The sequence below is a fragment of the Pseudomonas soli genome (genome assembly GCF_900110655.1).
Taxonomy (GTDB): Bacteria; Pseudomonadota; Gammaproteobacteria; order Pseudomonadales; family Pseudomonadaceae; genus Aquipseudomonas; species Aquipseudomonas soli.
On record NZ_FOEQ01000005.1, the window covers coordinates 177244 to 201088 of the forward strand.

Below are 23845 nucleotides of genomic sequence, written 5' to 3' on the forward strand. Positions count from 1 at the left end.
ATCGCGGGGCAAGCCCGCTCCCACGCAAGTATTCACTGTGTGTGGGCTTGCCCCGCGATGCTTCAACGCCGACGCCACAGCCAGTGGTCCAGGCTCAACCTTCCAGAGCCTTTCAACAGCAGTGGCAACAACGCCACCAGGTAGATCAGCGGCAGCTTGAAGTTGCCAAAGCCCTGGTCGGTGATCGCATACCCCCGCCCCAGTTCCGCCAGGCTTGACCACTGGTTCGGCCAGTGCACCGCCGCGATCGCCACCATCGTCACCACTATCAACACCGCCGAGGCCAGGCGGGTGCCGAGTCCGAGCAACAGGAGCAGAGGGCAGAGCAGCTCGGCCCACATCGACAGTTGCCAGTTCAGGCCCGCCGGCAGCAGGTCGAACGGGAACGGAAAACTGCCTTGCAGGTCGGCGAACCAGTTGGCGCCATTGAACTTCTCCAGGCCCGATTCGAAGAACTCCCAGGCCAGGAACAGGCGCAGCGGCAGGTCGGCGCTCCAGCTGCCGGCCCGGTCGAGGGCCATGAACGGGCGAGTCAGGGTGTTTGTCAGCATGGTGATCTCCTTGGGTCAGTGCGACAGGGCAGGGGCTGCCCGACGTAAGCGTTGGGCCTGCTTGGCGATGAGCTTGAGGGTGATGGCGGCGAACATCAGGGCGAACGCCAGCGGGTACCAACCGCCCATGGGGATGCGCTTGTAGAACGACAGGCAGAACACCGCCGCCAGCACCCAGGTGCCGGTGCTGTGCAGGGCTTTCCACAGGCGTGGGCCGAGCAGGCGCATCGGTGCCTTGAACGAGGTCAGGGCCAGCAACAGAATGAACAGGTAACCCACCGCGCCCGGGATGTTCGCGACGGCGCTGCGCCCGGCCCAGAACAACTCCGGGTAGCGTTGCGCATACAGGTAGATCAGCACGCCATGGACTGTATGCGAGAAGGCGAAAGCCAGGCCCAGGTAGCGCCGTTCACGGAGCAATTGGCGGCTGGCCTGGCTGGGTAGCAGGGTGACCAGCGTCGAGGCCAGGAAGGTCAGCAGGAACAGTGCGAAAGAGCTGCGTGCCGTGGCGCGAATGGCGCTGCGCAGGCCATCGGCCCCCAGCGGATGGGCGACAAGCACCACAGCGGTCACCAGCAGGGCCAGGGCCGCGAGGGCGTGGAACAGCTTCCAGCCAGAGGGCAGTGGTAACGCTTTCATGGGCAGGGTTTCCGGCGTGCTCGGCGACGGCGGGTTGCCGTCGCGCTGTGCTGGCCGGAAGTCTGTGCTGGCGGGGTATCGACAGTGTGTCGAGGAGGGCGGTGTTATGTATCGCTGTGTAGTGGCGTTCAGCGGGTACTGGTCAGACGCTGCTGCGCTGCGGCGCAACCATTGATCTCCACCGCCTTCTGCAGGAAGGTCTGACGCTGGCGTGGATCGAGTTCACCCAGCAGCCGGTAGATCTCGGCCTGATAGTCACGCTGGCGGCCCCACTGCAGCTGCAGGCCCTGTGGCCGGCTGCGATTGCAGGCCAGGCGGGTGGCCGGCTGCGGATAGTAGGCGGCATACAGGGTGGCCATGCTCGGGACTGCCTCCAGGGCCTCGCGGTAGGCCGGGCTGGCATTGTAGGCCGTGCACCAGTGGGCGATGGCCAGCGCCGGTGGAGCAAAACCTTGCTTGAGGCTGGCCTCGAGCAAGGGGCAGGCGGCCTCGGCGATCTGGTTGGCCGGCAAATAAGTGGTGTAGTACAGCGCCAGGCGATACTGCGCCACCGGGTGGCCGAGGGCGACGGATTTTTTCAGCAGCGCCACGGCCGTGGGCAGCGTGTGCGCCATGGCCTGGCCCTGGCGACTGAGCTCGGGGTCGCCAATGGCGGTGCGCAACGGGCTGGCGCTATCGACCTGGTTGTCGGCCTGTTCCAGCAGGGGCAATGCCTGGCGGTAGAGCAGGTCGGCATGGGGGTCGATGTTCACTTCCAGGGCCTGGGCGCCGACGGCGGCCAGCAGCAACGGCATCGCCACGGCCAGGCTGGTGCGATGGCTGCGACCCTGATGGCGGGCCGAAAACGAAGGGGCGGCTGGGATGGTCATGGCAGTTACGCGGTTGCCTCGGGCAAATCAGGAGCGACGACAGCGTATTCTATCCATCCGCGCCCCTTCCCCGAAAGCCCGGCGTACGGCCATCAGACCAGCTTGATCGGAGCGACCTTGCGTAGAGCCTGCCTTTCCTGGGCCAGCCCCAGTTTGGCAGTGATCACCTTGGCCAGTGCGTTGTTGCCAAGATCGTTGAAGTGCAGGCGGTCGACGAACAGATGTTCGCTGAAGACCGGCGAGCTGCTGAGCATGCTGTTCATGTCATAGCAGGGCACCGGTTCGGCCTGGTTCTTGATACGGCGGAAGAAGGCCATGTGCAGCTGGCTGTCGAAAGTGTCGCCGAGCAGACGATCGAAATTCGATGGCTGTCGGTCGAGCTTGCCGAGCATGGCCTGTTCGGCGCTGGGCACGACCTCGCGGCACCAGGGTAGCAGTGGCTGGAGGATGAAGGTGAGGGTGGTGTGGCCGTCGGCCAGCAGGCGATCCCATTGACGCAGGGTCCGGCCGACGCAATCGGCGGCGCGGATCAGACGCTTGTCGGGGCTGGACAGCGGCTCGATGTCCGGCCAGCGCGGTTGTCGCGCAGGCGCCAGGACCTGGCCCAGGCGCTGCCAGAGCGATTCGCGGCGTGCCTCGCCGGTGGCTTGCACCCCTTCGTTGAAGCGATTGAGAAAGTCCTGGTAGGCCTGTGCCCGATGCGGATCCTGTGCACCGGCCAGAACCTCGGCCAGTGCCTCCTGGGCCAGCGAGTTGAGGCCACTGAGCACCACCACATGGCCGATCTGGCCAAAGCGGTGCTGGTGGGTCAGGAACATCAGCAGCTCCTGCGTGGCATTGAGCCCGCAACCGGCAAGGCTCAGCCAGATCTCCCCGGTCAGCATCGACAGGTACGAGGCCACGGTGTGCTCGTCGGAGCTGGCGCCGATGCCCATGGCGGTGGAGCCGCCGACGAGCAGGTTGACCCGCGCCGTGCCGCCGCGCTCGGCCACCGAGAAACGCTTGCCGGCGCAGTGGCTGTAGCGCATGCCCAACGCGTCGGTATTGATAGTGCCGGAGCGGTAGCCGCGCTCATGCACGTACAGCGTGTGCGGGGCCCGGCGACTGCCCAGTTGCAGGAAGCGCTGGTAATCCTCTGCCAGGGGGTCGGGGGTGCCCATGCTGCCGGGGGTATCGCTGTCGATCGGTGTCATGGGCGTTCCTTCTTGTGAGGGCGGGCTCAGGCAGCCAGCTCCTTGAGGTTGTAGGCCAGGCCGACGGCGGCGATCAGCAGCAGGGCGACGCCCGAGGCCAGGCTGATGAGGCGGTTGCTGCGCGGCGAGGCGATCTTGCCGATGGCGAAGATGTACAGGCTGAGGACGGCGAAATCGATGGCGATCCACAGCAGCGACAGCACCACCATGCTCTTCCCGAACGACTCGGTGATCTGGATGAACTGCGGGAAGAAGGCGATGAAGAAGATGATGTCCTTGGGGTTGGAGATGCCGACCATGAAGCCCTGCAGCAGGCCGCCACGGCCTGGTTGTGCTCCGCTTGTGGCCTGGGTGGCACTCTGGGCCGGGGCCTGCAGCGCTTCGCGAAGGGTGCCCAGGGCGATGTAGCCGATGAACAGGCAGCCCAGCAGGCTCATGCCACTGAGCCAAGCCTTGTCGATGGCAGCACTGGTCAGGATGATCCAGGCGGCCGCACCGATCAGCACCAGTGATGCCCAGTTGGTGCCGACTGCCGTAAATAGGGCCTTGCGCGAGCCCGAGGCGGCGGCGGTGTTGACGATCAGCGCCACCACCGGGCCGGGCGTGGCGATCAGCAGCAGGACGGTTAGGGCATAAGTGGCGGTCAGTGCGGTATTCACGTTCAGTTCTCGGTAAGGCATTCAGCCATTGCGTGGGTGTGGAACGGGCAGCGCGGCGGGCTCGGCGCACCGGGCTCCTGCAGTTGGTACTGCTTCCATTCGAAGTTGTCGTCCTGGCCGAAGAAGCCAAGGGTCTCGGGCATGACGCCGTCGTTGTAGTGACGCACCCGCTCGCGAATCCGCGCCCGGATGCGCTGGCCGCTCTCGGTGCCGGCGCTGGCCACCTCGTCGAAGCTCTCCCGCGGGTTGATGACAAAGGCAATGTGCGGGCCCAGGTTGCGGCTTTTCATCAGGCGATGGGCGGGGAAGCTCATGTTGATGAACAGCGGCATGCCGGCGAAGCAGAATGACCAGCGTGCGTCGTGCGGGTCCTGCGGGATCTCCTCGGGCCATGGCAGCGTGTCGCGGGCGTGGACCTCGCGCAGCACATCCCAGGCCAGTGTCTGCTGCGCCTCAAGCGAGGAGTCGGCGGCCGTTTCGAGAAACACCAGCAACGGGTTGCCGATACGCTGCTTGAGCGGGATCGGCGTGATGGTGGCGATGTAGTCGGCCAGGCCCCCTGCGATATCCTCGGCCAGACGTGCGGCGCGGGCGAAGACGATATGGCAGGTGCGCGCATTGACTGCCTTTCGCCCGAACAGGCAGGGGAAGTCAGGGTTGGCCAAGGTTTCCTTGAAGTGTTCTATGGTCTTGTGTGTCCAGTGGTGTCGGTTCTGGACATGTTCGTCGGCGAGCTCTAGCGCATCCAGGCGATAGCAGATTCCATAACCCGTAAACATGATTTCCCCAGGTAGATCCGAATGTGGCGTTAATAGAACTTTTTCGTCATATCCGTGCAGGTTAGTTATATATAATTGTTATTTACCGGCATTTTCGGAGATGCCCCCTGCGTTGTAAAACGCCTGGATCTATGACCTACTATTAGCTTCACTCATGCTCGGAAGGCGCCATGTCGGAACGGATTCAAGCCTTGCACGCCCTGCGGGCCTTCGAAGTGGCCTCGCGCTATGGCTCTTTCACCCGTGCAGCCCATGAACTCGCCCTTACCCAGGGCGCAGTCAGCCATCACATCAAGACGCTCGAAGCGCTGTTTGGCTGCGATCTTTTCGAGCGTCGCGGGCCCAAGTTGCGCCTGACCGAGCACGGCCGCCTGTTGGCCCAGGAGCTCAAGGTTGGCTTCAAGATCATCGAGAATGCCTGTGCGCTGTTACGCCAGGACCGCTACGGCGTCCGGCTCAAGGCACCGTCCACGCTCACCGTGCGCTGGCTGCTCAGGGCCCTGGACGGCTTCAAGAAGGTTGACAACAGCTGTTCGGTGCAATTGTCGAGCGTGTGGATGGACATCGACGCGGTGGACTTCTATTCCGAGCCTTATGACTGCGCGATCCTGTTGGGTAACGGGCGCTTTGCCGCAGATGTGGAGAGCCTCAAGCTGTTCGATGAATGGCTGGTTCCGGTGTGCCACCCGAGTTACCTTGAGCAGGCGCGGCCGGAGCTCTCGGTGCTTTCCAGCTGCGAATTCCTCCACCCCTCGCCGGACCGCCGCGACTGGCGGCGCTGGCTGGCGCGCATGGATGCACTTGATATCAGCATCGACCAGGGCCAGGTGTTCGACACCCTCGACCAGGGTATTTCGGCTGCCCAGCAGGGGCTGGGCATCTCGGTGGTCGATCTGGTGCTGGCCAGCGCCGATCTTGCCGCCGGCAATCTGGTCACACCATTCCCTCACGCCGTGGCCACCGGCGATGGCTATTACATGACTTGGCTCAAGGCCAGCCCCAAGGCGCATCAGATGCAAAAGCTGCGCGACTACCTGGTGGCCCAGGTGCCGCCACTGTCGCACAAGGACATCAGCTACTTGTACGGCTGAAGTCGTGGGCCGGGAGCACTCGCTCGAGCATGAAGTCGATGAACACCCGCAACTTGGGCGGCATCTGTCGCCCTGAGGGCCACAGCAGGTAGAAGCTGCCGCGCCGCTCCATGAAGTGGTCGAGCACGCTGACCAGGCTGCCGGCCGCCAGCTCCCGGCGCACGCTGAAGTCCGGCAGGCAGGTGATGCCACGGTGGTTGAGGGCGAAGCAGATGCGCGTCTCGACATGGTTGCAGACCATCGAGATGGGAATGGCGTAGTCCTGCTCGGGGTGTTCTCGGCGCAGCGGCCAGGTTTCCAGCTTGCCGCTGTTGGGGAAACGATAGTGCAGGCAGCTGTGCCCGCCGAGCTCGCGGGGGTGCTGCGGCGTGCCGCGTTCGCGCAGGTACTCGGGGGACGCCACCAGGCGATGCTGGAAGTGCCCGAGGAACTTGGCGTTCAGCCTTGAATCCAGCGGCTGGCCGCCGCGCATCACCACGTCGAAACCCTCGCCGACGATATCCACCATGCGGTCGCTGAAGTCCAGATCCAGTTCGATCTCCGGGTAGCGCGCCATGAACTCGGCCAGCGCCGGCATCACCAGCCCGGTCACCTGCGGCAGGCTAACCCGCAGGCGCCCGCGCGGCGTGCCGCTGGCCTGGGACAGTGCCTGCTCGGTGGCTTCGATCTCGGCCAGGATGCGCCGGCTGCGCTCGAGGAACAGCGTACCCTCGGCGGTCAGGGTGATGCTGCGCGTGCTGCGGTGGAATAGGCGCACTCCCAGTTTTTCTTCCAGCCGGGCCACGCGTTTGCCCACGGCTGACGCGCTGATCCCCAGCGATTGGCCAGCGGCGACGAAGCTGCGGGCTTCGGCGACCCGGATGAAGACCATGAAGCCACTGAGGCTGTCCATGCTGTGCTCCGATTGCGGACATTGATGTCCTGACTGAGTGGAATTGTACCCGGCTTTTTCCGTAATACCCCAGCGGCGCAAGATGCCTGCCTGTTCGACAAACCGGAGACCATCATGCATTCACCTTCCTCGGCGGCCTGCGCCGGCGCATCCCCCGCCAGTGCCACGCGCCTGCCCATGAGCGCCTTGCTGGCGCTGGCGCTGACCGGCTTCATCGCCATCCTCAGCGAGACGCTGCCGGCCGGCCTGCTCGACCAGATCGCCAACGGCATGCAGATCAGCCAGGCCATGGCCGGGCAATGGGTCACCGCCTACGCCTTGGGTTCGTTGCTCACGGCCATCCCACTGGTGACCCTGACCCAAGGCTGGTGGCGCCGTCGGGCACTGCTGCTGGCCATTGGCGGCTTCATCCTGTTCAACGGGCTGACCGCAGTGTCCTCGGACAACACGCTCACCTTGCTCCTGCGATTTTGCACCGGTGCCGCCGCCGGCCTGGCCTGGGGCCTGATCGCCGGTCATGCGCGGCGCATGGTGGCACCGGCCCAGCAGGGCAAGGCCATGGCAGTGGCGATGCTGGGGCAGCCCATCGCCTTGTCGCTGGGCTTGCCCATCGGAACCTGGCTGGGGGCATTGATGGGATGGCGGGCGACCTTCGTGATGGTGACCCTGGCCGCATTGCTGCTGGCCGCCTGGGTGCTGCGGGCAGTACCGGATTTTCCCGGCCAGGCTGCGGGCAAGCGCCCCGCGGCCCTGGCGGTGTTGCGTACCCCGGGTGTGGCACGGGTGCTGCTGGTGATCCTGGCGTGGATACTTGGTCATAACATTCTCTACACCTACATCGTGCCGCTGATTGCCGCGGCGGGCATGGCCGAGGCGGTGGGCCAGGTACTGATGACCTTCGGCCTGGCCTCGCTGGCCGGCATCGCCCTGGTCGGCCTGGGAGTCGATCGGCATCTGCGCGGGCTGGTGTTGCTGTGCCTGGCCGGCTTCGCCCTGGCGACCCTGGCGCTGGGGCAGGTGCAAGGCGCACCCTGGTTGGTGCATGTCAGCGTGGCGCTGTGGGGGCTGACCTACGGCGGCGCGCCGACGCTGCTGCAAACGGCCTGCGCCGATGCGGCGGGCGAGGGCGGCGATGTGGCGCAGTCGATGCTGGTGACCGTGTGGAACAGCGCCATCGCCCTGGGTGGCATCATCGGCGGGCTGTTGCTGGTGGGCGCCGGGGTCGGGGCGTTTGGCGCGGTGGTGCTGGCGCTGGTGGGGTTGGCATGGTTGCTGGTGCTGGGCGGACGCCGAGCCGGGTTCGCCGCCGGCGCCCGCTAGCCCGATGTTCATATCGGCGAATCAGTATTTCTGACGACAGGACAGTTACAATCAGCAGGTGCGAACAAAGCAGCGATTCGAGGTCCCCCCGCAGTGCAATTGCAACAAGGCTTCGTCCTGACCCGCCACTGGCATGACACGCCCGAAGGCACCTGCGTGGAGTTCTGGCTGGCCACCGACCAGGGGCCCCGGCGCGTGCGCCTGGCCCCGCAGCCCTCGGTGGCTTTCCTGCCCGCCGCCCAGGCTGAACACGCCCGCTTGCTGCTGGCCGATGAACAGGGCGTCGAACTCAAGCCACTGCAACTGCGCGACTTCGACCTGCGCCCGGTGATGGGCTTGTACTGCCGCCAGCACCGCCAGCTGATCACCCTGGAAAAACGCTTGCGCGGCGCGGGCATCGAGGTGTTCGAGGCCGATATCCGCCCGCCGGAGCGCTATCTGATGGAGCGATTCATCACCGCGCCGGTGCGTTTCGATGGCCGCGCCGACGACCAGGGCACCATGTTCGATGCCCAGCTCAAGCCCGACCCCGACTATCGCCCAACCTTGCGCCTGGTGTCGCTGGATATCGAGACCAGCGAGCGTGGCGAGCTGTACAGCATCGCCCTGGAAGGCTGCGGCCAGCGTCAGGTCTATATGCTCGGGCCGGCCAACGGCGAGGCCGGCGAGGTGGATTTCGACCTGCATTACTGCAGCGATCGCGCCGAACTGATCACCTGCCTCAACCAGTGGCTTGCCCGCCACGACCCCGATGCGATCATTGGCTGGAACCTGGTGCAGTTCGACCTGCGTCTGCTGCACGAGCACGCACAGCGCCTAAAGGTGCCGCTGTGCATGGGCCGCGACGGTGCGCCGCTGCACCTGCGCGAGCATGGCAGCCGCAGCCATTTCTTCGCCGAGGCGCCTGGACGGTTGTTGATCGACGGTATCGAGGCCTTGCGCTCGGCGACCTGGAGCTTTCCCTCGTTCAGCCTCGAAAGCGTCGCGCAACAGTTATTGGGCGAGGGCAAGGCCATCGACACACCCTACCAGCGCATGGACGAGATCAACCGCCGCTTCGCCGAGGACAAGCCGGCCCTGGCCCGCTACAACCTCAAGGATTGCGAACTGGTCACGCGGATCTTCGCCCATACCCGGCTGCTCGAGTTCCTGCTCGAACGTTCATCGGTCACCGGCCTTGCCGTGGATCGCAGCGGCGGTTCGGTGGCCGCGTTCTGCCACCTGTACATCCCGCACATGCACCGCCTGGGTTATGTCGCGCCCAACCTGGGGAGTGTCGAGGGCGAGGCCAGCCCAGGCGGCTTCGTCATGGATTCGCGGCCCGGCCTGTACGATTCGGTGCTGGTGCTCGACTACAAGAGCCTGTATCCCTCGATCATCCGCACCTTCCTGATCGACCCGGTGGGTCTGGTCGAGGGCCTGCGCCAGCCGGACGACACACATTCGGTGGAGGGTTTTCGCGGCGGGCGTTTCTCGCGCAGCCAGCATTGCCTGCCGGCGATTGTCGAACGGGTGTGGCAGGGCCGCGAGGCGGCCAAGCGTGACGGCAACGCGCCGCTGTCGCAGGCGCTGAAGATCATCATGAACGCCTTCTATGGCGTGCTTGGCTCCAGCGGCTGCCGCTTCTTCGACCCGCGCCTGGCGTCGTCGATCACCATGCGCGGGCACCAGATCATGCGCCAGACCCGGGCACTGATCGAAGCGCGGGGCTTTGATGTGATCTACGGCGATACCGACTCCACCTTCGTCTGGCTCAAAGGCGCCCACGACGAAGACGGCGCGGCGCGCATCGGCCGCGAGCTGGTGGCCGAGGTCAACCAGTGGTGGCGCCGCCACCTGGCCGAGACCCTGGGTCTGGACTGCGCCCTGGAGCTGCAATACGAAACCCACTACCGGCGTTTTCTCATGCCGACTATCCGTGGCGCCGACGAGGGCAGCAAGAAACGCTATGCCGGCCTGGTGCGGCGTGTCGACGGCAGCGAGGAGATGGTCTACAAGGGCCTGGAATCTGTACGTACCGACTGGTCGCCCCTGGCCCGACAGTTCCAGCAGGAGCTCTATGGCCGGGTGTTTCGCGGCCAGCCCTATCGCGACTATGTGCGCGGCTATATCGAGCGCACCCTGGCTGGCGAACAGGATGAATTGTTGATCTACCGCAAGCGCCTGCGCCGGCCGTTGGCCGACTACCAGCGCAATGTGCCGCCGCACGTGCGCGCGGCGCGGCTCGCGGACGAGTACAACGCCCGTCTCGGGCGACCGTTGCAGTACCAACGCGGCGGCTGGATCAGCTATGTCATCACCACGGCCGGCCCGGAGCCCTTGGAAAATTGCCAGGCACCTTTGGACTACGACCACTACCTGACCCGCCAGTTGCAACCCGTGGCGGATGCCATCCTGCCCTTTGTCGGTGATGACTTCGCTGCGCTGATCGATCGTCAGCTGGCGCTGTTCTGAGTGCGGTGGTAGCGGGCTAGTGCCGGGGCAAGGCAGCTATCCCTAGGCTGGGCCCCCCAGCACAAGGAGTCCACCCATGCCTACCGACAGCGACTCAGCGGTTGCGCCAAGCGACGACACGCTCCGCTTCGAGCAAGCGTTCCAGGATGACCTCATCGCCAAGCGGCTGCCTGACTGGTTGCACGAGCTTGCCGATGCCTCTCTGGCGGCGTTGTGCGCCGCCCTCAAAACCAGCCTTGACTGCCGGCAACGCCTACGGGCGCGCTGGAGGCGTGTGCAGGGCATCGAAGCGTTTGTCGGTGCCGCCTTGCAGGACGCCTTCGACAAACGATTCGCGACAAAGGTGGATGTCGCCACCCTGTGGTTCCGCCACGGGTACCCGGTGCCGTTGCGTGGCCAGTATTTCACTACCCGAGTTCCGGTTTCGGGTACTGACTATGCCCAGACTCCATTGGTGGAAGCCGCAATGCGCAATTTCGTCGCCAGCGAGTCGGTGGATACCGGCCAGCCGCGCGGTAATGGCCTGCTAAAGGGGGATGGGGGGCGTCTTGATCAGCCCAGTGCGTCCGAGTTTGCCCGGTTATGCCGCGAGCTGGATGCTGGCGCGCGCTATCAGCGCCATCTGGATGCGGTCTTTGACCCGCCCGGCGAACAAAGCATGCGCGCCGTGCTGGCGGGGTTGCTGCACTCCACGCTGGTGGTCGACGCGTGCAAGGCAAATGTCGACGGAATCCTGAGCGCCGCCGAGCTTGATCTGCTTCTGCGCGTGTGCAGCGATGGCGATCCGCAGGTACCGGGCGACGCGCCGGTGGTTGTCAAGCGACTGCGCGTGCTGGGATGCGCGCTGGAGCAGGTCATCGTGTTCGACGTCATTGATCAGGGCTGGTTGCGCAATACCAGCCAACGCATCTTCTGCTACATCCCAGGTGATCCACACGGCCCCTGGAGCGCCCACCCCGACCTGGAGCACTTTAGCCGCAAGCGGCTGGGTCGCCACTTGCGCGATGGCGCCTACCTGACATTCTTCAGCCGCTTTCTGAGGCGCCGCGACAGCCAGCGCTTCTTTTCGACCGTCATCGAGTTGTACCGGGATGTCGCGATCTGGGCCACCCGCGACCTTCAGGTGCACATGCACCCCATCGCACTCCCGCTGTTCGACCAACTGGCGGCGGCGCGTATCGCGCAGATCAAGGATGACGCCGCAATGATCGCGCCTCCCGTGGCTCAACTGGATCGAGCCGTGCAGCAGGCCCATGACCGGTACCTTGCGGCGCAGGGGTGGTTGCTGGCGGGCCTGGCGGGGTTCTTCATTCCTGCGGTTGGCGCTGGGCTGCTCGCAGTCTTTGCCTGGGATCTACTTACCGAGGTTTTCCATGGCGTGGAGAGTTGGCATGACGGCGATACCTCGGCCGCCCTCGACCATCTGACGCATGTGGCGCGCGATCTGGCCGTGGTGGCGGTGACAGCGGTCGGGGTTTCGGCCGTGCGTCATGCATGGGGGCGTTCAGTGCTGGTCGACAGCCTAGTGCCGGCGCAAATGGAAAATGGCAAGACGAAGCTATGGAACCAGGACCTGGCGGCCTATCGCAGTGAGGCGCCACTGTTGGCTGCGCGGCAGGCGGGCGATGGCGTCCAGCGGCAAGCCGGGCAAGCGTTCATCGAGATGGAGGGGCAGCACTATGCGGTGCAGCAGCGCAGCGAAGATGGCGCGTGGCAATTGTGCCCCCAGGCAGGCTTCGGTCCTGTGGTGCACGGCAACGGCGCGGGCGCGTGGCGGTTAGCCAGTGCGCAGCCGTCATGCTGGCAGGGTGCACGCCTGATGTTCAGTCGATTGGGCAGACCGTTCAACGAGCTTGATGCTGCCAGGGTTGACGCAGCACTGAGTATTCACGGGATTGGCGCGAGCAATCTGCGGGCGTTGCACATGGAAAGCCAGGCGCCTGACCCCTGGCTTTGTGACAGCGTCGAACGCCTGCAACTGGAGGCACGCATAAGCCGGGCGATCACGGATCTGCGCTCTGGTGTGGGTAGCGAGGATCATGAATTGCTGCGGCATGCCCAGCGTTGGCCGCAAATGCTTGGGCTTGAGGGGCCCCGGCTTGCCGAGCAGATTGGATTGTACCGCCGACCGTTGCTGCAGGCGCTGTACGACAGTGGGCAGGAAGCCGATACGGTCGCAATCGCCACGTTGCGACGGGCCTTTACAGGCTTGCACAGACGAGCGGCGCAGGCGTTGCTGCAAGGCGCCGATGCCGACGACTACCGACGCCTGGCCGAGACTGGCAGGATAGCCATGCGCCTTGCCGAGGGTGCGAGGGCGAGCGTCGCACGGATCCGTACGGTGCGGGTCTTGGAGGCCTTGCATTACGACATGCCGCAGTCAGCGGATCTTGCGCGGGTGGTGATCGGGCTGCTCGAAGCGCAGGCGGGTGCTTCCAGGCCCATACGCTGGCGATTGCTGGACGAGCGTGTCGGGGGGCCGGTGCTGGTCGCGGGAGGCGAGCCCGCGATGACAACCAGCCTGTTGCACCTTGATGGCCGGTATGTGCGCCTCGATTCACATGGCAACGCCGTGGGGGCGATTGGTGAATTATTCGAGGTCATGGCCGCTGCCTACGACGAGGACCAACTCATGGAGCTGGGCCTGGACGCACCTTCTGCCGCCAGCCTGCGCGTGGCGGTGAGGCGGCGCGCGGTTGCCGACCGACCGGCCGTGGAACGCCTGCTGTCACCCAGGCAGCCGGGCGCCATGCGCCCGCCATCGCGGCTGCAGGACGGTCGCTTCGGCTATCTGTTGAACGGCCGCCTGCCCGACAGGGTGTGGAGCAGAGGCAGGCCGCAGGCGCTGGTCGACAGGGCGCACAGCCTGTTTCCAGCCCTGGACCAGGCAGAGCTCGATACGTGGATCAGCGCGGTCCAGGCCTCGGGGCGGCGCGTCGAGGAGATCCTGACGACGCTGCGTGGGCAATCCGAACTGTTGGCCGAACACATGGAGCGTTGGGTTACAAGCGCTTCGCGTGGCGAGGCCCAGGAGCAGCGTCGCTATTTCAGTGATGCGCTTATACGCTGCTGGCAATGCAGTACCTTCGAGGAGTCCGTCGATCGTTCCCCTCCCATCGAGCTTTGGTGGAGCCAGATGGGGACGAGGCCGGGAACGCTGCCAGAGCTGCCGCGGCTGATCCGGTTCAATCGGGTGTCGGTCCTGTCACTCCGGAGTATGGCGCTCGAAGCAGTGCCCGACAGTTTTCTCGAGGCGTTTGGCAACCTGCGAGTGCTGGAGCTGCCTGGCAACAGACTGACCCGTTTGCCAGCGCAACTGCGGTACATGCGACGGTTGGAATGCCTGGACCTCTACAACAACCAGATCGCGCTTGATCCTGGCCAAATTACGGTGCTTGCCGGTTGTGAGGCGCTCACCTATCTCAATCTTTCCTACAACCCGCTGGGGCGAACCTTCTCGGTTGGCGCGATGGCGCGTCTGAGTGAATTCCGCTTGAACAGTTGCAGGATCGGCGCACTGCCGCATGGCGCGCTTGAATGCCCGCGCCTGGTGGCGCTCGATATACGCAACAACCTGATCACCGCGTTGCCCGAAGGCTTCTACCAAGCCCTGCCTTGGACCCGGGGCGGGTGTGGCTGCAGGGCAACCCCATGACGTCCGAGCAGCATCAGCGGTTGCGGTTAGCCGTGGCTCAGCAGGTGGCACCTGCGCAAGTGATCGAACCTGACATCCTGCCGCGCATGCGCTGGCTCGATGTGATCGGGGATCGGCACCGTGATGAGCTGGGGTCGACCTGGGCGCAGGTGGACGGCAACGAGCGCGGCGAAGCGTTTTTCCACCTGCTCACGGGGTTAACGGAAACGGCCGACTTTCGCAGCCCTGCGGGGGCTCGTGATCTAGCCTATCGGGTACTGGATATGCTCCAGGCGATGGATGCGGATGCCGGGCTATGCAATGAACTGTTCGCCTGCGCCCGCGAGGTCACGTGCCAGGACAGCATTACTCTGCGTTTTAGCGACCTGGAGGTGCGTTTACTGGTGTGGCGGGCGCAGCAGGGCAACGTTGGCGGGAATCGTGAACGGGCCTTGCTCTACCTTGGGCGTCAGTTGTGGCGGCTGGAGGCGGTTGATCGCATCGCCCTGGAAGATGTTCAGGCACAGCGAGCGACGGGCGGCAATCCGGACGAAATAGAGGTGGTCCTGGCGTATCGACTGGCGCTACGCCGCGAGCTGGACCTGCCGCTGCGGATCAACGACATGCTGTTTCGCAACCTCGCGGGCGTCGGTACGCGGCAGGTCGCGCAGGCGCGTGAACGTGTGCTGGCGGCGGAGGGCAGCGAGACGCTGGCACGCTCATTGGCCGAGAGGGATTTTTGGTGCCAGCATTTGCGCCAGGCCTATCAAACCCGCTTCGATGCGTTCGATGCGCCCTATCACGCACGCATGGAGGCTTTGATGGCGGATCGGAGTCTGTCGGAAGCTGTCCGGCTGGGGCAGATCGGCCAAGTACAGGAGGAGCGGATGCTAGCCGAACGCACGAGGATGCTTGAAATGACCCGTCATGCATTGGAGGTGGTTGCCGAGCAGGAAGTGGCCGTTCGCTGAGTTCGCTTCGGACCATGATGGCTTTGGACTATGCTCTAGATCGGGAGCGGTGGTTCCGGAAACTGCGTCAGCAGGAGCCGCGATGATTGCGGAAACCACTGGTTACCTTTGACCCAAGCACATGGATGGATAGTTGGTTTAGGCTCCCGGCCCGGATCTTTCTCCCTGATCTGCAGTCTTTGGTTTATCGAGAGAATAAGGAGATGCGCATGCTCGTTCGGTCACTGACCCTCGCCACCTTGCTCGCCGTAGCCGGCCCTTTGTACGCCGCCGACAGCGATGCCCCGCTGGCCAAGGAACTGGGCAAGGCCAGGCCGTTGGTGGTCATCGCCCCGAGTTCGGCCGACCCGACCCTGCGTGGCCTGGAACAGGCGCTGAAAGATCCCGCTACCCAAGCCGGATTCAAGGAACGTGGGCTGGTGCTGTACAGCGTCGCCAGCATGATGGGCAAGCGCGAGGACAAGAACCTCGAGCAGCAGACCACCATGGCGTTGATCCGTGAGCTCAAGCTGGGCGCCAGCAAAGGCACCAAGGTGATCCTGGTGGGCAAGGACGGCGAACGCCATGTGCTCAAGGACGACGACAGCGGCGAAAAGCTCGATCCGCAAGTTATTTTCAAGGCAGTCGATGAGCTGCCGCCCAGCGAGCAGGCGGTGACCGCGCCGGAGCCGGTAGCCGCTGCGCCAGCCGAGCCAAAGGCCAAGGACAGCAAGGCCAAGCCGAGCAAGCCCGCCAAACCTGCCGCGCCGCCCAAGCCGCTGGAAGACTGAGGCCTCTGTCACGGCCTTCTGCGCCAGCAGAAGGCCGTTCTTGTATCCCTGTGTATCTGCGCCTTGCCTCGACCCACTGCCATACAAAACCACGCCCGCTCCGATACATCGACGACACACCGCTGCGGCTCAATGGCTCCACTTTCCAACCACAGTGGAGCGACACCATGAAAACGACCCGTCAAACCCTTAGCCTGCTCGGCGCCACCCTGCTCGGCGGCATGGTCCTGGGCAACAACGCCTTCGCGGTAGAACCGTTGGCCCAGGGCTACCAGCTGGCCGCCGCCAAGACCCCTGGCGAAGGCAAGTGCGGCGAGGGCAAGTGCGGTGCCAGCGGCAAGGCCACGCAAAGCGAAGGCAAATGTGGCGAGGGCAAGTGTGGCGCCAGCGCCAAGGCCGGTGCCGAGGGCAAGTGCGGTGAGGGCAAGTGCGGCGACGCCTCGTTCGCCCGTACCGACAGCAACCATGATGGCAAGGTCTCGCGCGAGGAGTTCCTGGCAGTGGCCAAGGACCGGGCGGCCGACTTCGACAAGATCGACCGCAACCACGATGGCTTCATTTCCGAGCAGGAAGCCCACGATCACCTGGCGGCGATCTACAAGGCCAATGGCAAGGCGATGCCCGACGGGCTGTTCAGCCACCTGACCAGGTCCTGAAGCCTGTCGCGGGGCCAGCCCGCTCCCACCGGCATTTGCCCTGTGGGGGCGGGCTGCCCCCGATGCCGACCCCTGCCATACGGAACCCTCCGATCATGCCCCAACACACCTTGCACACCGGTCTCGGCCTGCGCCGCGGCCTGCTGCCCGACCTGCTGACCATGGAGGCGGGCGCGGTGGACTTCCTCGAATGCGCCCCGGAGAACTGGATCGGTGTCGGCGGCGCCTTCGGCCAGGGCCTGGCGCGTCTGGCCGAGCGCTTTGCCATCGCCTGCCACGGCCTGTCGTTGTCATTGGGTGGCACCGCGCCGCTGGACCTCGGCTTCCTCCAGCGTACCCGGCAGTTCCTCGACCAGCACCAGGTGCGGATGTACAGCGAGCACCTGAGCTATTGCAGCGACGACGGTCACCTCTATGACCTGATGCCGATTCCGTTCACCGACGAGGCCGTCCACCATGTGGCCGCCCGTATCCGCCAGGCCCAGGACATCCTTGGCCGGCGCATCGCCGTGGAGAACATCAGCTACTACGCCGCGCCGTACCAGGCGATGGCCGAGCTGGATTTCGTCCGCGCCGTGCTCGACGAGGCCGACTGCGACCTGCTGCTGGACGTCAACAACGTCTTCGTCAACGCCTGCAACCACCGTTACGACGCCCGGGCCTTCCTCGCCGGCCTTCCCCGCAAGCGGGTGGTGGGCATGCACGTGGCCGGTCACTATGACGAAGCGCCGGACCTGAAGGTCGACACCCACGGCGCGCCGGTCAAGGAGGATGTCTGGGCCTTGTTCGCCGACGCCTGCCAGCGCTTCGGCGCGCAACCCACCGTACTCGAGCGTGACTTCAACTACCCGCCGCTGGCCGAGTTGCTGGCCGAGACGGCGCGCATTCGCGACGTGCAACGTGCCCATGGAGCGTAAGACCATGACCGAAACCCTGCGCCACCAGCAGTTCACCCTGGCCCGCCACCTGCGCGACCCGGTCGGCAACCCGCCGCCGCCAGGTATCGAGGCGCGGCGCCTGAAGGTCTACCGCGAACTGTTCTACGGCGCCATCGAAGGGCTGTTGGCCGGCAGTTTTCCGGTGATGCGCCGGACCCTCGGCGATCAGCGCTGGCATGCCCGGGTGCGTGACTTCTACGCCCATTACCGTAGCCAGACGCCGCTGTTCACCGAAATAGCCGAAGCCTTCATCGACTACCTGCAGGGCGTCGCGCCGGACGCCCCCTGGCAGCTGGAGCTGGCGCACTATGAATGGATAGAAGCGCAGTTGTACCTGAGCGACGCCGAGGATCCGTCCCACGACCCGACCGGCGACCTGCTGACCGGCGAGCCGCTGCTGTCGTGCGTGGCCCGGGTGCTGGCCTACCGCTGGCCGGTGGAGCGTATCGGCCCCGAGTATCAACCCGACCAGGCGCCGGAGCAGCCCACCTTGTTGCTGGTGTACCGCGACGCCGACCTGCAGGTGCGCTTCGCCCGGTTGGCGCCTTTGGCCTGGCAGCTGTTGGTGGGCTTGCCCGGCACCGGGCGCGAGCGCTTGCGGGCGCTGGGGGATCAGCACCTGCAGCAAGGGCTGCAGATGCTGCGACAGTTGCGTGAGCAGGGCATCATCGTCGGTACTCGAGATGCCCTGTAGGCGCGCGCAGATGTTCCGTCAGGCCACCGGGATCAACGGATCGGCTGCCGCCAGCGCTGCCGCGCGGTCGGCCGCCGGCGGATAGATCCATATTGAATTGATCTGCTGCTTGAGCTGCTTGGCCTCGGCCTTGTCCGTCGGCGGCGAGACCGTGCGCTCCCAGCCTTCGGTGTACACCGCGCCCCAGGCGCCCAGGTCCAGGCAGGTGACGTACTTGGGCTGGCTGTAGGTCATCGGTGCCACGCCGATCAGCTCGGCGGCGGCATTGTTGCCGGCGTAGCGGCCCAGCGGAATGGCATGCTGGCAGGACATCACCGCGTGGTTGCCAGCCTCGTCGCAGGCAGCGTAGGCGACATCGCCCGCGGCATACACCGCCGGGTTGCCGATGACCTTGAGGTTGCCATCCACATGCAGGCGGCCCTGGCGGTCGCGTTCGCCGCTGATCTGCTCGGTCAGCGGGTTGGCCTTGAAACCCACGGTCCAGACAACGGTGTTGGCGGCGATGCGTTCACCGTTGTCCAGCAGCACGCCGCCGCCATCCACCGAGGCCACCGTGGCGCCGCAGATCCACTCGATCCCCAGCGCCGCCGATGCCTGTTCGATGGCCGGGCGGATACCGTCGCCGAGGGCGGCGCCGATCTTCGCGCCGCGGTCGACCACGACGATGCGCGGCTTGACCTTGTCGCCCAGGATCGCTCGCAGCCGGCTGGGCAGCTCGGTGGCGGTCTCGATGCCGGTGAAGCCGCCACCGGCCACCACCACGGTATTGCGTGCGGGGCTGTTGGGGCGGGCGGCCAGGGACTTGAGGTGTTCTTCCAGGCGGGTGGCCGAGTCGATCTTGTCGACATCGAAGGCGTGCTGGTCGAAGCCTTCCAGCGCCGGGCGGTTGAGCAGGCTGCCGCAGGCCATGATCAGGCGGTCGTAACCCAGCTTGGCCTCGATGCCACCCGCCTGACGGTAGGCCACCTGCTGGTTGGTCTGGTCGATGTGGTAGGCCGTGCCTTTGACGAAGCGCACGTTGACCGCGTCGAACACCGCCTGCAAGGGAGCGGCCATGGTGTGTACGTCGGGTTCGTAGAAGCGTGGGCGGATGTGCAGCTCCGCCTGGGGCGCGAGCACGGTGATCAGCACGTCGTCGCGTTTGTGCAGGTCGAGCAGGCGGGCGGCGCCGAGGGCGCTCCACAGCCCGGCGAAGCCTGCGCCAATGATCAGGATCTGTTTCATGAGGGGCTCCTGGATGCCGCGATTATCGATGTTGTCGCTGCGGCAGTAGAAAAAGGTTACGTCTAGTGAGTGAGCCTGGATTACGGCCCGATAGGCGTGCTGCAGATGCTAAGCGCCCCCCAGGTTTGTCCCTAGGCCAAAGAACCCTGGATTTCGGCCAGCGGCACGCCGCGGGCGAAGCGCGCCCGATAGTCCCGCGGGGTCACCGCCAGGTGACGCTGGAACGCCAGGCGCATGCGCTCCTCGCTGCCGAACCCGCAGTGGCGGGCGACCTGCTCGATATGCTGGTCGGAGTTTTCCAGCAAGCGGCGCGCCGCCTCCAGGCGGAACACCTCGATGGCCTTGGCCGGGGTGCGGCCGGTCTTGTGCTTGTACACCCGGGTGAAGTTGCGTAGGCTCATGCGCGCCTGTTCGGCCAGCCGCTCGACCGTCAGCCGCGGGTCGCCCAGGTGCTCGCTGAGCCATAGGTGCAGGGTCTCGAAGGCGTCGCTGTCCTCGCCCTGGGCCTTGAGCAGTTCGCTGAACTGCGCCTGGCCGCCGGGGCGCTTGAGGAACACCACCAATTCGCGGGCCACCTGCATGGCCACCTCGCGGCCGCAGTCGGCCTCGACCAGGGCCAGCGCCAGGTCGATGCCGGCGCTGACGCCGGCCGAAGTCCATACCTGATCCTGCTGCACGAAGATCGATTCGGCATCCACCTCGATGGCCGGAAAGCGTCGGTGCAGGGCATCGCACATCGCCCAGTGGGTGGCGGCCCTGCGGCCATCGAGCAGGCCGGCGGCGGCCAGCAGGAAGGTGCCGCTGCATACCGAAGCGGTACGTCGGGCGCGTTGGGCGGCCTGGGCCAGCCAGGCGACCAGCTCGGCGTGATCGGGGAGGGTGCGGACGATCTCCGGGGCTCCGGGCACGACCAGCGTGTCGAAGGGCTCGTGCAGCCAGGGCGCCAGTGGCTCGGTGGCGACGGCCAGGCCCTCGGCGGTGGCCACCAGGCCCCCTTCGAGGCTGGCGGTGACCACCCGGTAGCCGGGCAGGCCGCGCGCGGCGCGGGCCTTGGTCGCGGCCCAGAACACCGTCTGCGCGCCGGTGAGGTCGAGCAGGCCCATCTGCGGGTAGGCGAGGAACAGCAAGGTGCGCGGCTGGTCAAGCGCGTGCACGGGCGCTGCGGGAATCTGCGGGATGTCGGTCATGGCGCGCTGCTTGTGGACGGGGCGTAGGCCCTAGTCGAGCAGGTGGCGCGATGATGTTCAAGCACGACGCGATGGCCGTCAGGCCTGGCTCTTGTGGGAGCGGGCTTGCCCCGCGATTGCAGCATCAGCCGCATCGCGGGGCCAGCCCGTTCCGACGCTGTTACCTGGCCGACCTAGAAGCTGTAGTCCACCGTGGCGAAATACGAGCGCGGCGCGCCCAGCAGCCACTGTTCGCCGCTGTAGCTCGACTGGGCGTACTCGCGATCGAACAGGTTGTTCACCTGCAGACCCAGGCGCACGTCGGGCAGCACCTGCCAGCCGATATTGGCATCGACCACGGTGTAGCCCGGCACGCGTTGGTCATTGGCGGCGCTGGTATAGCGGGCGTCCACGTAGCGCAGGCCGATGCCGGTGTCGACGCTTTGCCCGAAGGCTTTGCTCAGCCACAGGTTGGCGGTACGCCGTGGGACGTCCTGCGGGTGGTTGCCAGACCGGTCGTAGGAAACGCCTCGGCTGAGTTGAGTGAAATCATCGTACTTGGCGCGCACCAAGGCGGCGTTGCCCGACAGTTGCCATTGATTGCCCAGAGCTAGCTCCAGGCTTGCCTCCAGGCCATCGGAGGTCTGTTGGCCTGCCTGCTGGCTGCGTTTAGAGACCACGTCGTACACCGGCAGCTTCTTCTTGACGATGTGGTAGGCCGCCAACGTCCATTCGCCGCGTCCGTCCCAGAACCGTTGCTTGAGGCCGAATTCGGTCTGCTTGGCTTCGGTCAGTTCAAGGCGTTGCTCCGGGCGCAGGGTCAGCAGGTCACCGACACCATCCTCGCTGGTGGAGTACTGGCCGTACACCGACAGGTCGTCAGTCAGCGCGTACACCAGGCCGGCGCGCCAGTTGCCGCCACGCAGGCTCTGGTCTTCGCGAGTGTCCTTCACCAGGTCGTTGCGGTCGATGTGGTTCTGGTCGCGGCGTATGCCGGTGACCAGCGACAGGCGCTCGGTCAGTTGCGTGCGGTTTTCGGCGAACAGCGAGAAGGTGCTGGTTTTCGACAGCGTCTGCGGGCGCGTCGGATCGGCACTGTGGAACCCGCCGGGCGCCGGCCGCCAAGGGTCGAGCGGGTCGGTGTAGCCATCTTCGTAGGGCGAGTTGCTGTCGATGTTGAAGCGGATCTTGTTGTACTCGGCGCCCACCACGGTCCTGCTGGCCAGGCCGAACAGCGAGTGATCAAAGGTGAAGCTCTGGCGGTCGCCGATCTGCTCCTGGTTGTGCTTGATCTCCAGGAAACTGCCGCGCTGGATCACACCGGCATCCCAGGCGTATTCCTCGGCATTGCGCCAGTGGCGACGGCTCTTGATGTAGTACAGCTGGTTGCTGGCGCTGATGCTGTCGCTGATGGTCCAGTCGCTGGTCAGCCGTGTCCACTCATCGTGGTAGCGCTGCTGGTCATTGCTGACGTTGTAGTTCTTGTTGCGCACGCTGCTGCGCAGATGGCCGTCGATCAGCGGCGTGCCGTAGTAGTTGGCAGGTTGTGCGTCGCCGCGATCGTGGGACAGGGTGAAACTCAGGTCGTCACTGGCATCGAAGCGCAGCGCGCCGGAAAACGCCAGGCTGCGCGAAGCGGTGCGGTCGACCCAGCCGTTGCCCGCCTGCTGGTTCAGGGTGGCGCGGTAGCTCAGGCGCTCGCTCAGGCTGCCGCCGCTGTCCAGCCCCAGTTGCTGGCGGTCCCAGGAGCCATAGCCCAGGCGCAGGTGGTTGCGGATATCACTGCTGAAGGGCTTTTTTGGAATCACGTTGACCGTTGCCCCGGTGGCGCCTTCGCCATACAGCACCGAGGCAGGCCCACGGATCACATCGATACGCTCGACCATCCAGGGATCGACCGGGTAGGTGAGGGTGCCGGCGCCGGCGTACAGGCGCGACCCGTCGAACAGGGTCATCACCGAACTCTGGCCCGTGAAGCCGCGCGCCGACAAGCCGGTGCCGCCATCGCCAGGGGTACCGATGAAAGTGATGCCCGGCGAGCGGGTCACGGCATCCTGCACCGTGGTGTTGTTGCGCTGCTGAATCTGCGCGGCGGTGATGCTGCTGGTGCTCGCCGGGGTTTCCAGGGCACTGAGGTTCAGGCGTGAACCGGCCTGGGTGGGGGTGGCCAGGTCGACGGTCTGCGGGTCGCGGCTGTCGGTGATCGCCGTGGAGGGCAGGGTGAGCGCAGGGCTGGGCTGCTCGTCGGCCAGCGCCGGCAGGGACACGGCCAGGCAGGCCGCCAGGGTGTGAAGCTTGTTGATACGGGACATGTCGTTCCACTGCTGCAGGAAAGAATGGATCCCGGTGGAAAACACGCAACGGCGAAGCGCGCGCAGGCGCGCACGCGAATACCGGCCTGCGCCCGCCCACCGCGGGTTGCCAAGTGAAGCCTCAGGCCGGTCTCCGGGCTTGCGAGGGTCGTGAAGCCTTCACCTTCCCATGCGTGTGCACAGTGGTCTGTCGAAGGGTTCGCTCGCTTACCGTTGCGGGGGCAGCGCCGGACTTGTCGTGGTATCGACTCACCGGCTTCCCGTTTCACCCTGCGCGCGGCGGCGCAGGGCACCTGAAACTGGCGCGCATCTGACCACTGAACGAGCAGGGAGTCAATCGTCTGGAGGGGCGGGCTGAGTGAGGTTGAATGGCGGTTCAGAGCGGTTGCCGTCAGGTAGGCGTTGTCTGCGGGCAGGCCGCGTGGATTGGCGCAGGTCGCGCAGGGCGCTACCATCGGCAGCCAGCCTCCTTATCCAACACCAACAAGCCAAGGACGCGTATGACCGAGCAAGCCCTGTCCCTGCAACAACTCGCCGCCCCCGAAGGCATCTGCTACGGCTGCGGCTGTTCCCACCCCAGCGGCCTGCATGTGCAGAGCCACTGGGACGCCGACGGCATCCACCTGTCGTGCCGACATACCCCCGATCCGACCTTCACCGGCTGGCCCGGCCTGGTTTATGGTGGCCTGCTGGCCATGCTGGTCGACTGCCATTCCAACTGGACCGCCATGGCCTGTCACTACCGTGCCGAAGGCCGCGAACCGGGCAGCCTGCCGCGTATCGACTGCGTCACTGGCCAGCTTGGCCTCACCTACCTCAAGCCCACGCCCATGGGCGTCGAGCTGCTGCTCAAGGCCCGGGTCGAGGGTGAGCTGGGGCGCAAGACCCGGGTGATCTGCGAGGTCTGGGCCGGGGATGTACTGACGGTCACCGCCGATTCGGTGTTCGTGCGGGTCGATACCGAGAAGCTCAAGCGCCAGGCGCATGGCGACGCCTGAACTTGCACCGATGGGGTGGGGCTGGCATTGTCGAA

Annotated in this window: 20 protein-coding genes and 1 riboswitch; of the genes, 10 read left to right on the forward strand and 10 right to left on the reverse strand. The window is 65.6% G+C overall.

The features are described from left to right. Window positions 1-62: 62 nt before the first annotated feature. The 6 genes from BMY03_RS13650 to BMY03_RS13675 form a co-directional block, all read right to left on the reverse strand. Window positions 63-551 (reverse strand): HvfX family Cu-binding RiPP maturation protein, encoded by a 489-nt coding sequence (locus BMY03_RS13650; RefSeq protein WP_094011355.1) that lies wholly within the window; start codon window positions 549-551, stop codon window positions 63-65. A 15-nt stretch (window positions 552-566) separates the two neighbouring features. Continuing rightward, complete coding sequence (locus BMY03_RS13655) at window positions 567-1190, reverse strand: ferric reductase-like transmembrane domain-containing protein (RefSeq protein WP_094011356.1); 624 nt, start codon at window positions 1188-1190, stop codon at window positions 567-569. A 128-nt stretch (window positions 1191-1318) separates the two neighbouring features. Next, a complete protein-coding gene (locus tag BMY03_RS13660; protein WP_038707575.1) occupies window positions 1319-1984 on the reverse strand; it encodes a hypothetical protein in 666 nt (221 codons plus the stop codon). A gap of 167 nt (window positions 1985-2151) precedes the next feature. Further along, window positions 2152-3252 carry a hypothetical protein gene (locus BMY03_RS13665; RefSeq protein ID WP_244891320.1) on the reverse strand — a complete coding sequence of 367 codons (1101 nt, stop codon included), beginning with the start codon at window positions 3250-3252 and terminating at the stop codon, window positions 2152-2154. Between the two features lie 26 nt (window positions 3253-3278). Then, the gene (locus BMY03_RS13670) at window positions 3279-3911 is read right to left on the reverse strand and encodes a LysE family translocator (RefSeq protein ID WP_031315284.1); all 633 of its coding nucleotides are present in this window, start codon (window positions 3909-3911) and stop codon (window positions 3279-3281) included. 2 nt (window positions 3912-3913) lie between these two features. After that, the gene (locus BMY03_RS13675) at window positions 3914-4690 is read right to left on the reverse strand and encodes a YqcI/YcgG family protein (protein WP_094011357.1); all 777 of its coding nucleotides are present in this window, start codon (window positions 4688-4690) and stop codon (window positions 3914-3916) included. A gap of 170 nt (window positions 4691-4860) precedes the next feature. On the opposite strand from BMY03_RS13675, the gene BMY03_RS13680 reads away from it, so the two are divergent. Continuing rightward, window positions 4861-5781, forward strand: a complete 921-nt coding sequence (locus BMY03_RS13680; RefSeq protein WP_023630977.1) for a LysR substrate-binding domain-containing protein — start codon at window positions 4861-4863, stop codon at window positions 5779-5781. Here BMY03_RS13680 and BMY03_RS13685 read toward each other — a convergent pair. Further along, a complete protein-coding gene (locus tag BMY03_RS13685) occupies window positions 5762-6673 on the reverse strand; it encodes a LysR family transcriptional regulator (protein WP_038706403.1) in 912 nt (303 codons plus the stop codon). The two genes, BMY03_RS13680 and BMY03_RS13685, sit on opposite strands and share 20 nt — an antisense overlap. 114 nt (window positions 6674-6787) lie before the next feature. Between BMY03_RS13685 and BMY03_RS13690 the strand changes: the two genes are divergently transcribed. The 8 genes from BMY03_RS13690 to BMY03_RS13720 all read left to right on the forward strand — a co-directional run bounded on the left by BMY03_RS13690 (window position 6788) and on the right by BMY03_RS13720 (window position 18110). Next, a complete protein-coding gene (locus BMY03_RS13690) occupies window positions 6788-7993 on the forward strand; it encodes an MFS transporter (protein ID WP_094011358.1) in 1206 nt (401 codons plus the stop codon). 93 nt (window positions 7994-8086) lie between these two features. Next, window positions 8087-10447, forward strand: a complete 2361-nt coding sequence (locus tag BMY03_RS13695) for a DNA polymerase II (RefSeq protein ID WP_094011359.1) — start codon at window positions 8087-8089, stop codon at window positions 10445-10447. A gap of 76 nt (window positions 10448-10523) precedes the next feature. Beyond that, window positions 10524-14102, forward strand: a complete 3579-nt coding sequence (locus BMY03_RS26125; protein ID WP_143067547.1) for a dermonecrotic toxin domain-containing protein — start codon at window positions 10524-10526, stop codon at window positions 14100-14102. Continuing rightward, a complete protein-coding gene (locus BMY03_RS13700) occupies window positions 14099-15052 on the forward strand; it encodes an NEL-type E3 ubiquitin ligase domain-containing protein (RefSeq protein WP_177182912.1) in 954 nt (317 codons plus the stop codon). Before BMY03_RS26125 ends, BMY03_RS13700 begins: the two co-directional genes overlap by 4 nt. Window positions 15053-15261: 209 nt before the next feature. Then, complete coding sequence (locus BMY03_RS13705) at window positions 15262-15822, forward strand: DUF4174 domain-containing protein (protein WP_023630983.1); 561 nt, start codon at window positions 15262-15264, stop codon at window positions 15820-15822. Between the two features lie 167 nt (window positions 15823-15989). Then, complete coding sequence (locus tag BMY03_RS13710) at window positions 15990-16478, forward strand: HvfA family oxazolone/thioamide-modified RiPP metallophore (RefSeq protein WP_031315297.1); 489 nt, start codon at window positions 15990-15992, stop codon at window positions 16476-16478. 95 nt (window positions 16479-16573) lie between these two features. After that, window positions 16574-17395, forward strand: a complete 822-nt coding sequence (locus BMY03_RS13715; RefSeq protein ID WP_094011361.1) for an HvfB family MNIO-type RiPP peptide maturase — start codon at window positions 16574-16576, stop codon at window positions 17393-17395. A 4-nt stretch (window positions 17396-17399) separates the two neighbouring features. Then, window positions 17400-18110, forward strand: coding sequence for an HvfC family RiPP maturation protein (locus BMY03_RS13720; RefSeq protein WP_094011362.1), 711 nt, complete (start codon window positions 17400-17402; stop codon window positions 18108-18110). An 18-nt stretch (window positions 18111-18128) separates the two neighbouring features. Here the strand turns inward: BMY03_RS13720 and BMY03_RS13725 are convergent, their stop codons facing one another. From BMY03_RS13725 to BMY03_RS13735, 3 genes are all read right to left on the reverse strand, one after another. Next, entirely contained in the window at window positions 18129-19334 is a 1206-nt protein-coding gene (locus BMY03_RS13725; RefSeq protein ID WP_094011363.1) for an NAD(P)/FAD-dependent oxidoreductase, read from the reverse strand. Between the two features lie 131 nt (window positions 19335-19465). Further along, a complete protein-coding gene (locus BMY03_RS13730; RefSeq protein ID WP_094011364.1) occupies window positions 19466-20521 on the reverse strand; it encodes a GlxA family transcriptional regulator in 1056 nt (351 codons plus the stop codon). A gap of 173 nt (window positions 20522-20694) precedes the next feature. Continuing rightward, complete coding sequence (locus BMY03_RS13735; RefSeq protein ID WP_094011365.1) at window positions 20695-22812, reverse strand: TonB-dependent receptor; 2118 nt, start codon at window positions 22810-22812, stop codon at window positions 20695-20697. Window positions 22813-22919: 107 nt separating this feature from the next. After that, window positions 22920-23124, reverse strand: a riboswitch (cobalamin riboswitch). Window positions 23125-23312: 188 nt separating this feature from the next. Between BMY03_RS13735 and BMY03_RS13740 the strand changes: the two genes are divergently transcribed. After that, window positions 23313-23810 (forward strand): PaaI family thioesterase, encoded by a 498-nt coding sequence (locus tag BMY03_RS13740; RefSeq protein WP_023631478.1) that lies wholly within the window; start codon window positions 23313-23315, stop codon window positions 23808-23810. Window positions 23811-23845 lie beyond the last annotated feature (35 nt).

Excerpts from the sequence above, each read along its gene's own strand:
- BMY03_RS13650 (WP_094011355.1), bottom strand. The coding sequence starts at position 551 with ATGCTGACAAACACCCTGACTCGCCCGTTCATGGCCCTCGACCGGGCC.
- BMY03_RS13655 (WP_094011356.1), bottom strand. The coding sequence starts at position 1,190 with ATGAAAGCGTTACCACTGCCCTCTGGCTGGAAGCTGTTCCACGCCCTC.
- BMY03_RS13660 (WP_038707575.1), bottom strand. The coding sequence starts at position 1,984 with ATGCCGTTGCTGCTGGCCGCCGTCGGCGCCCAGGCCCTGGAAGTGAAC.
- BMY03_RS13665 (WP_244891320.1), bottom strand. The coding sequence starts at position 3,252 with ATGACACCGATCGACAGCGATACCCCCGGCAGCATGGGCACCCCCGAC.
- BMY03_RS13675 (WP_094011357.1), bottom strand. The coding sequence starts at position 4,690 with ATGTTTACGGGTTATGGAATCTGCTATCGCCTGGATGCGCTAGAGCTC.
- BMY03_RS13680 (WP_023630977.1), top strand. The coding sequence starts at position 4,861 with ATGTCGGAACGGATTCAAGCCTTGCACGCCCTGCGGGCCTTCGAAGTG.
- BMY03_RS13685 (WP_038706403.1), bottom strand. The coding sequence starts at position 6,673 with ATGGACAGCCTCAGTGGCTTCATGGTCTTCATCCGGGTCGCCGAAGCC.
- BMY03_RS13690 (WP_094011358.1), top strand. The coding sequence starts at position 6,788 with ATGCATTCACCTTCCTCGGCGGCCTGCGCCGGCGCATCCCCCGCCAGT.
- BMY03_RS26125 (WP_143067547.1), top strand. The coding sequence starts at position 10,524 with ATGCCTACCGACAGCGACTCAGCGGTTGCGCCAAGCGACGACACGCTC.
- BMY03_RS13700 (WP_177182912.1), top strand. The coding sequence starts at position 14,099 with ATGACGTCCGAGCAGCATCAGCGGTTGCGGTTAGCCGTGGCTCAGCAG.
- BMY03_RS13705 (WP_023630983.1), top strand. The coding sequence starts at position 15,262 with ATGCTCGTTCGGTCACTGACCCTCGCCACCTTGCTCGCCGTAGCCGGC.
- BMY03_RS13710 (WP_031315297.1), top strand. The coding sequence starts at position 15,990 with ATGAAAACGACCCGTCAAACCCTTAGCCTGCTCGGCGCCACCCTGCTC.
- BMY03_RS13715 (WP_094011361.1), top strand. The coding sequence starts at position 16,574 with ATGCCCCAACACACCTTGCACACCGGTCTCGGCCTGCGCCGCGGCCTG.
- BMY03_RS13720 (WP_094011362.1), top strand. The coding sequence starts at position 17,400 with ATGACCGAAACCCTGCGCCACCAGCAGTTCACCCTGGCCCGCCACCTG.
- BMY03_RS13725 (WP_094011363.1), bottom strand. The coding sequence starts at position 19,334 with ATGAAACAGATCCTGATCATTGGCGCAGGCTTCGCCGGGCTGTGGAGC.
- BMY03_RS13730 (WP_094011364.1), bottom strand. The coding sequence starts at position 20,521 with ATGACCGACATCCCGCAGATTCCCGCAGCGCCCGTGCACGCGCTTGAC.
- BMY03_RS13735 (WP_094011365.1), bottom strand. The coding sequence starts at position 22,812 with ATGTCCCGTATCAACAAGCTTCACACCCTGGCGGCCTGCCTGGCCGTG.
- BMY03_RS13740 (WP_023631478.1), top strand. The coding sequence starts at position 23,313 with ATGACCGAGCAAGCCCTGTCCCTGCAACAACTCGCCGCCCCCGAAGGC.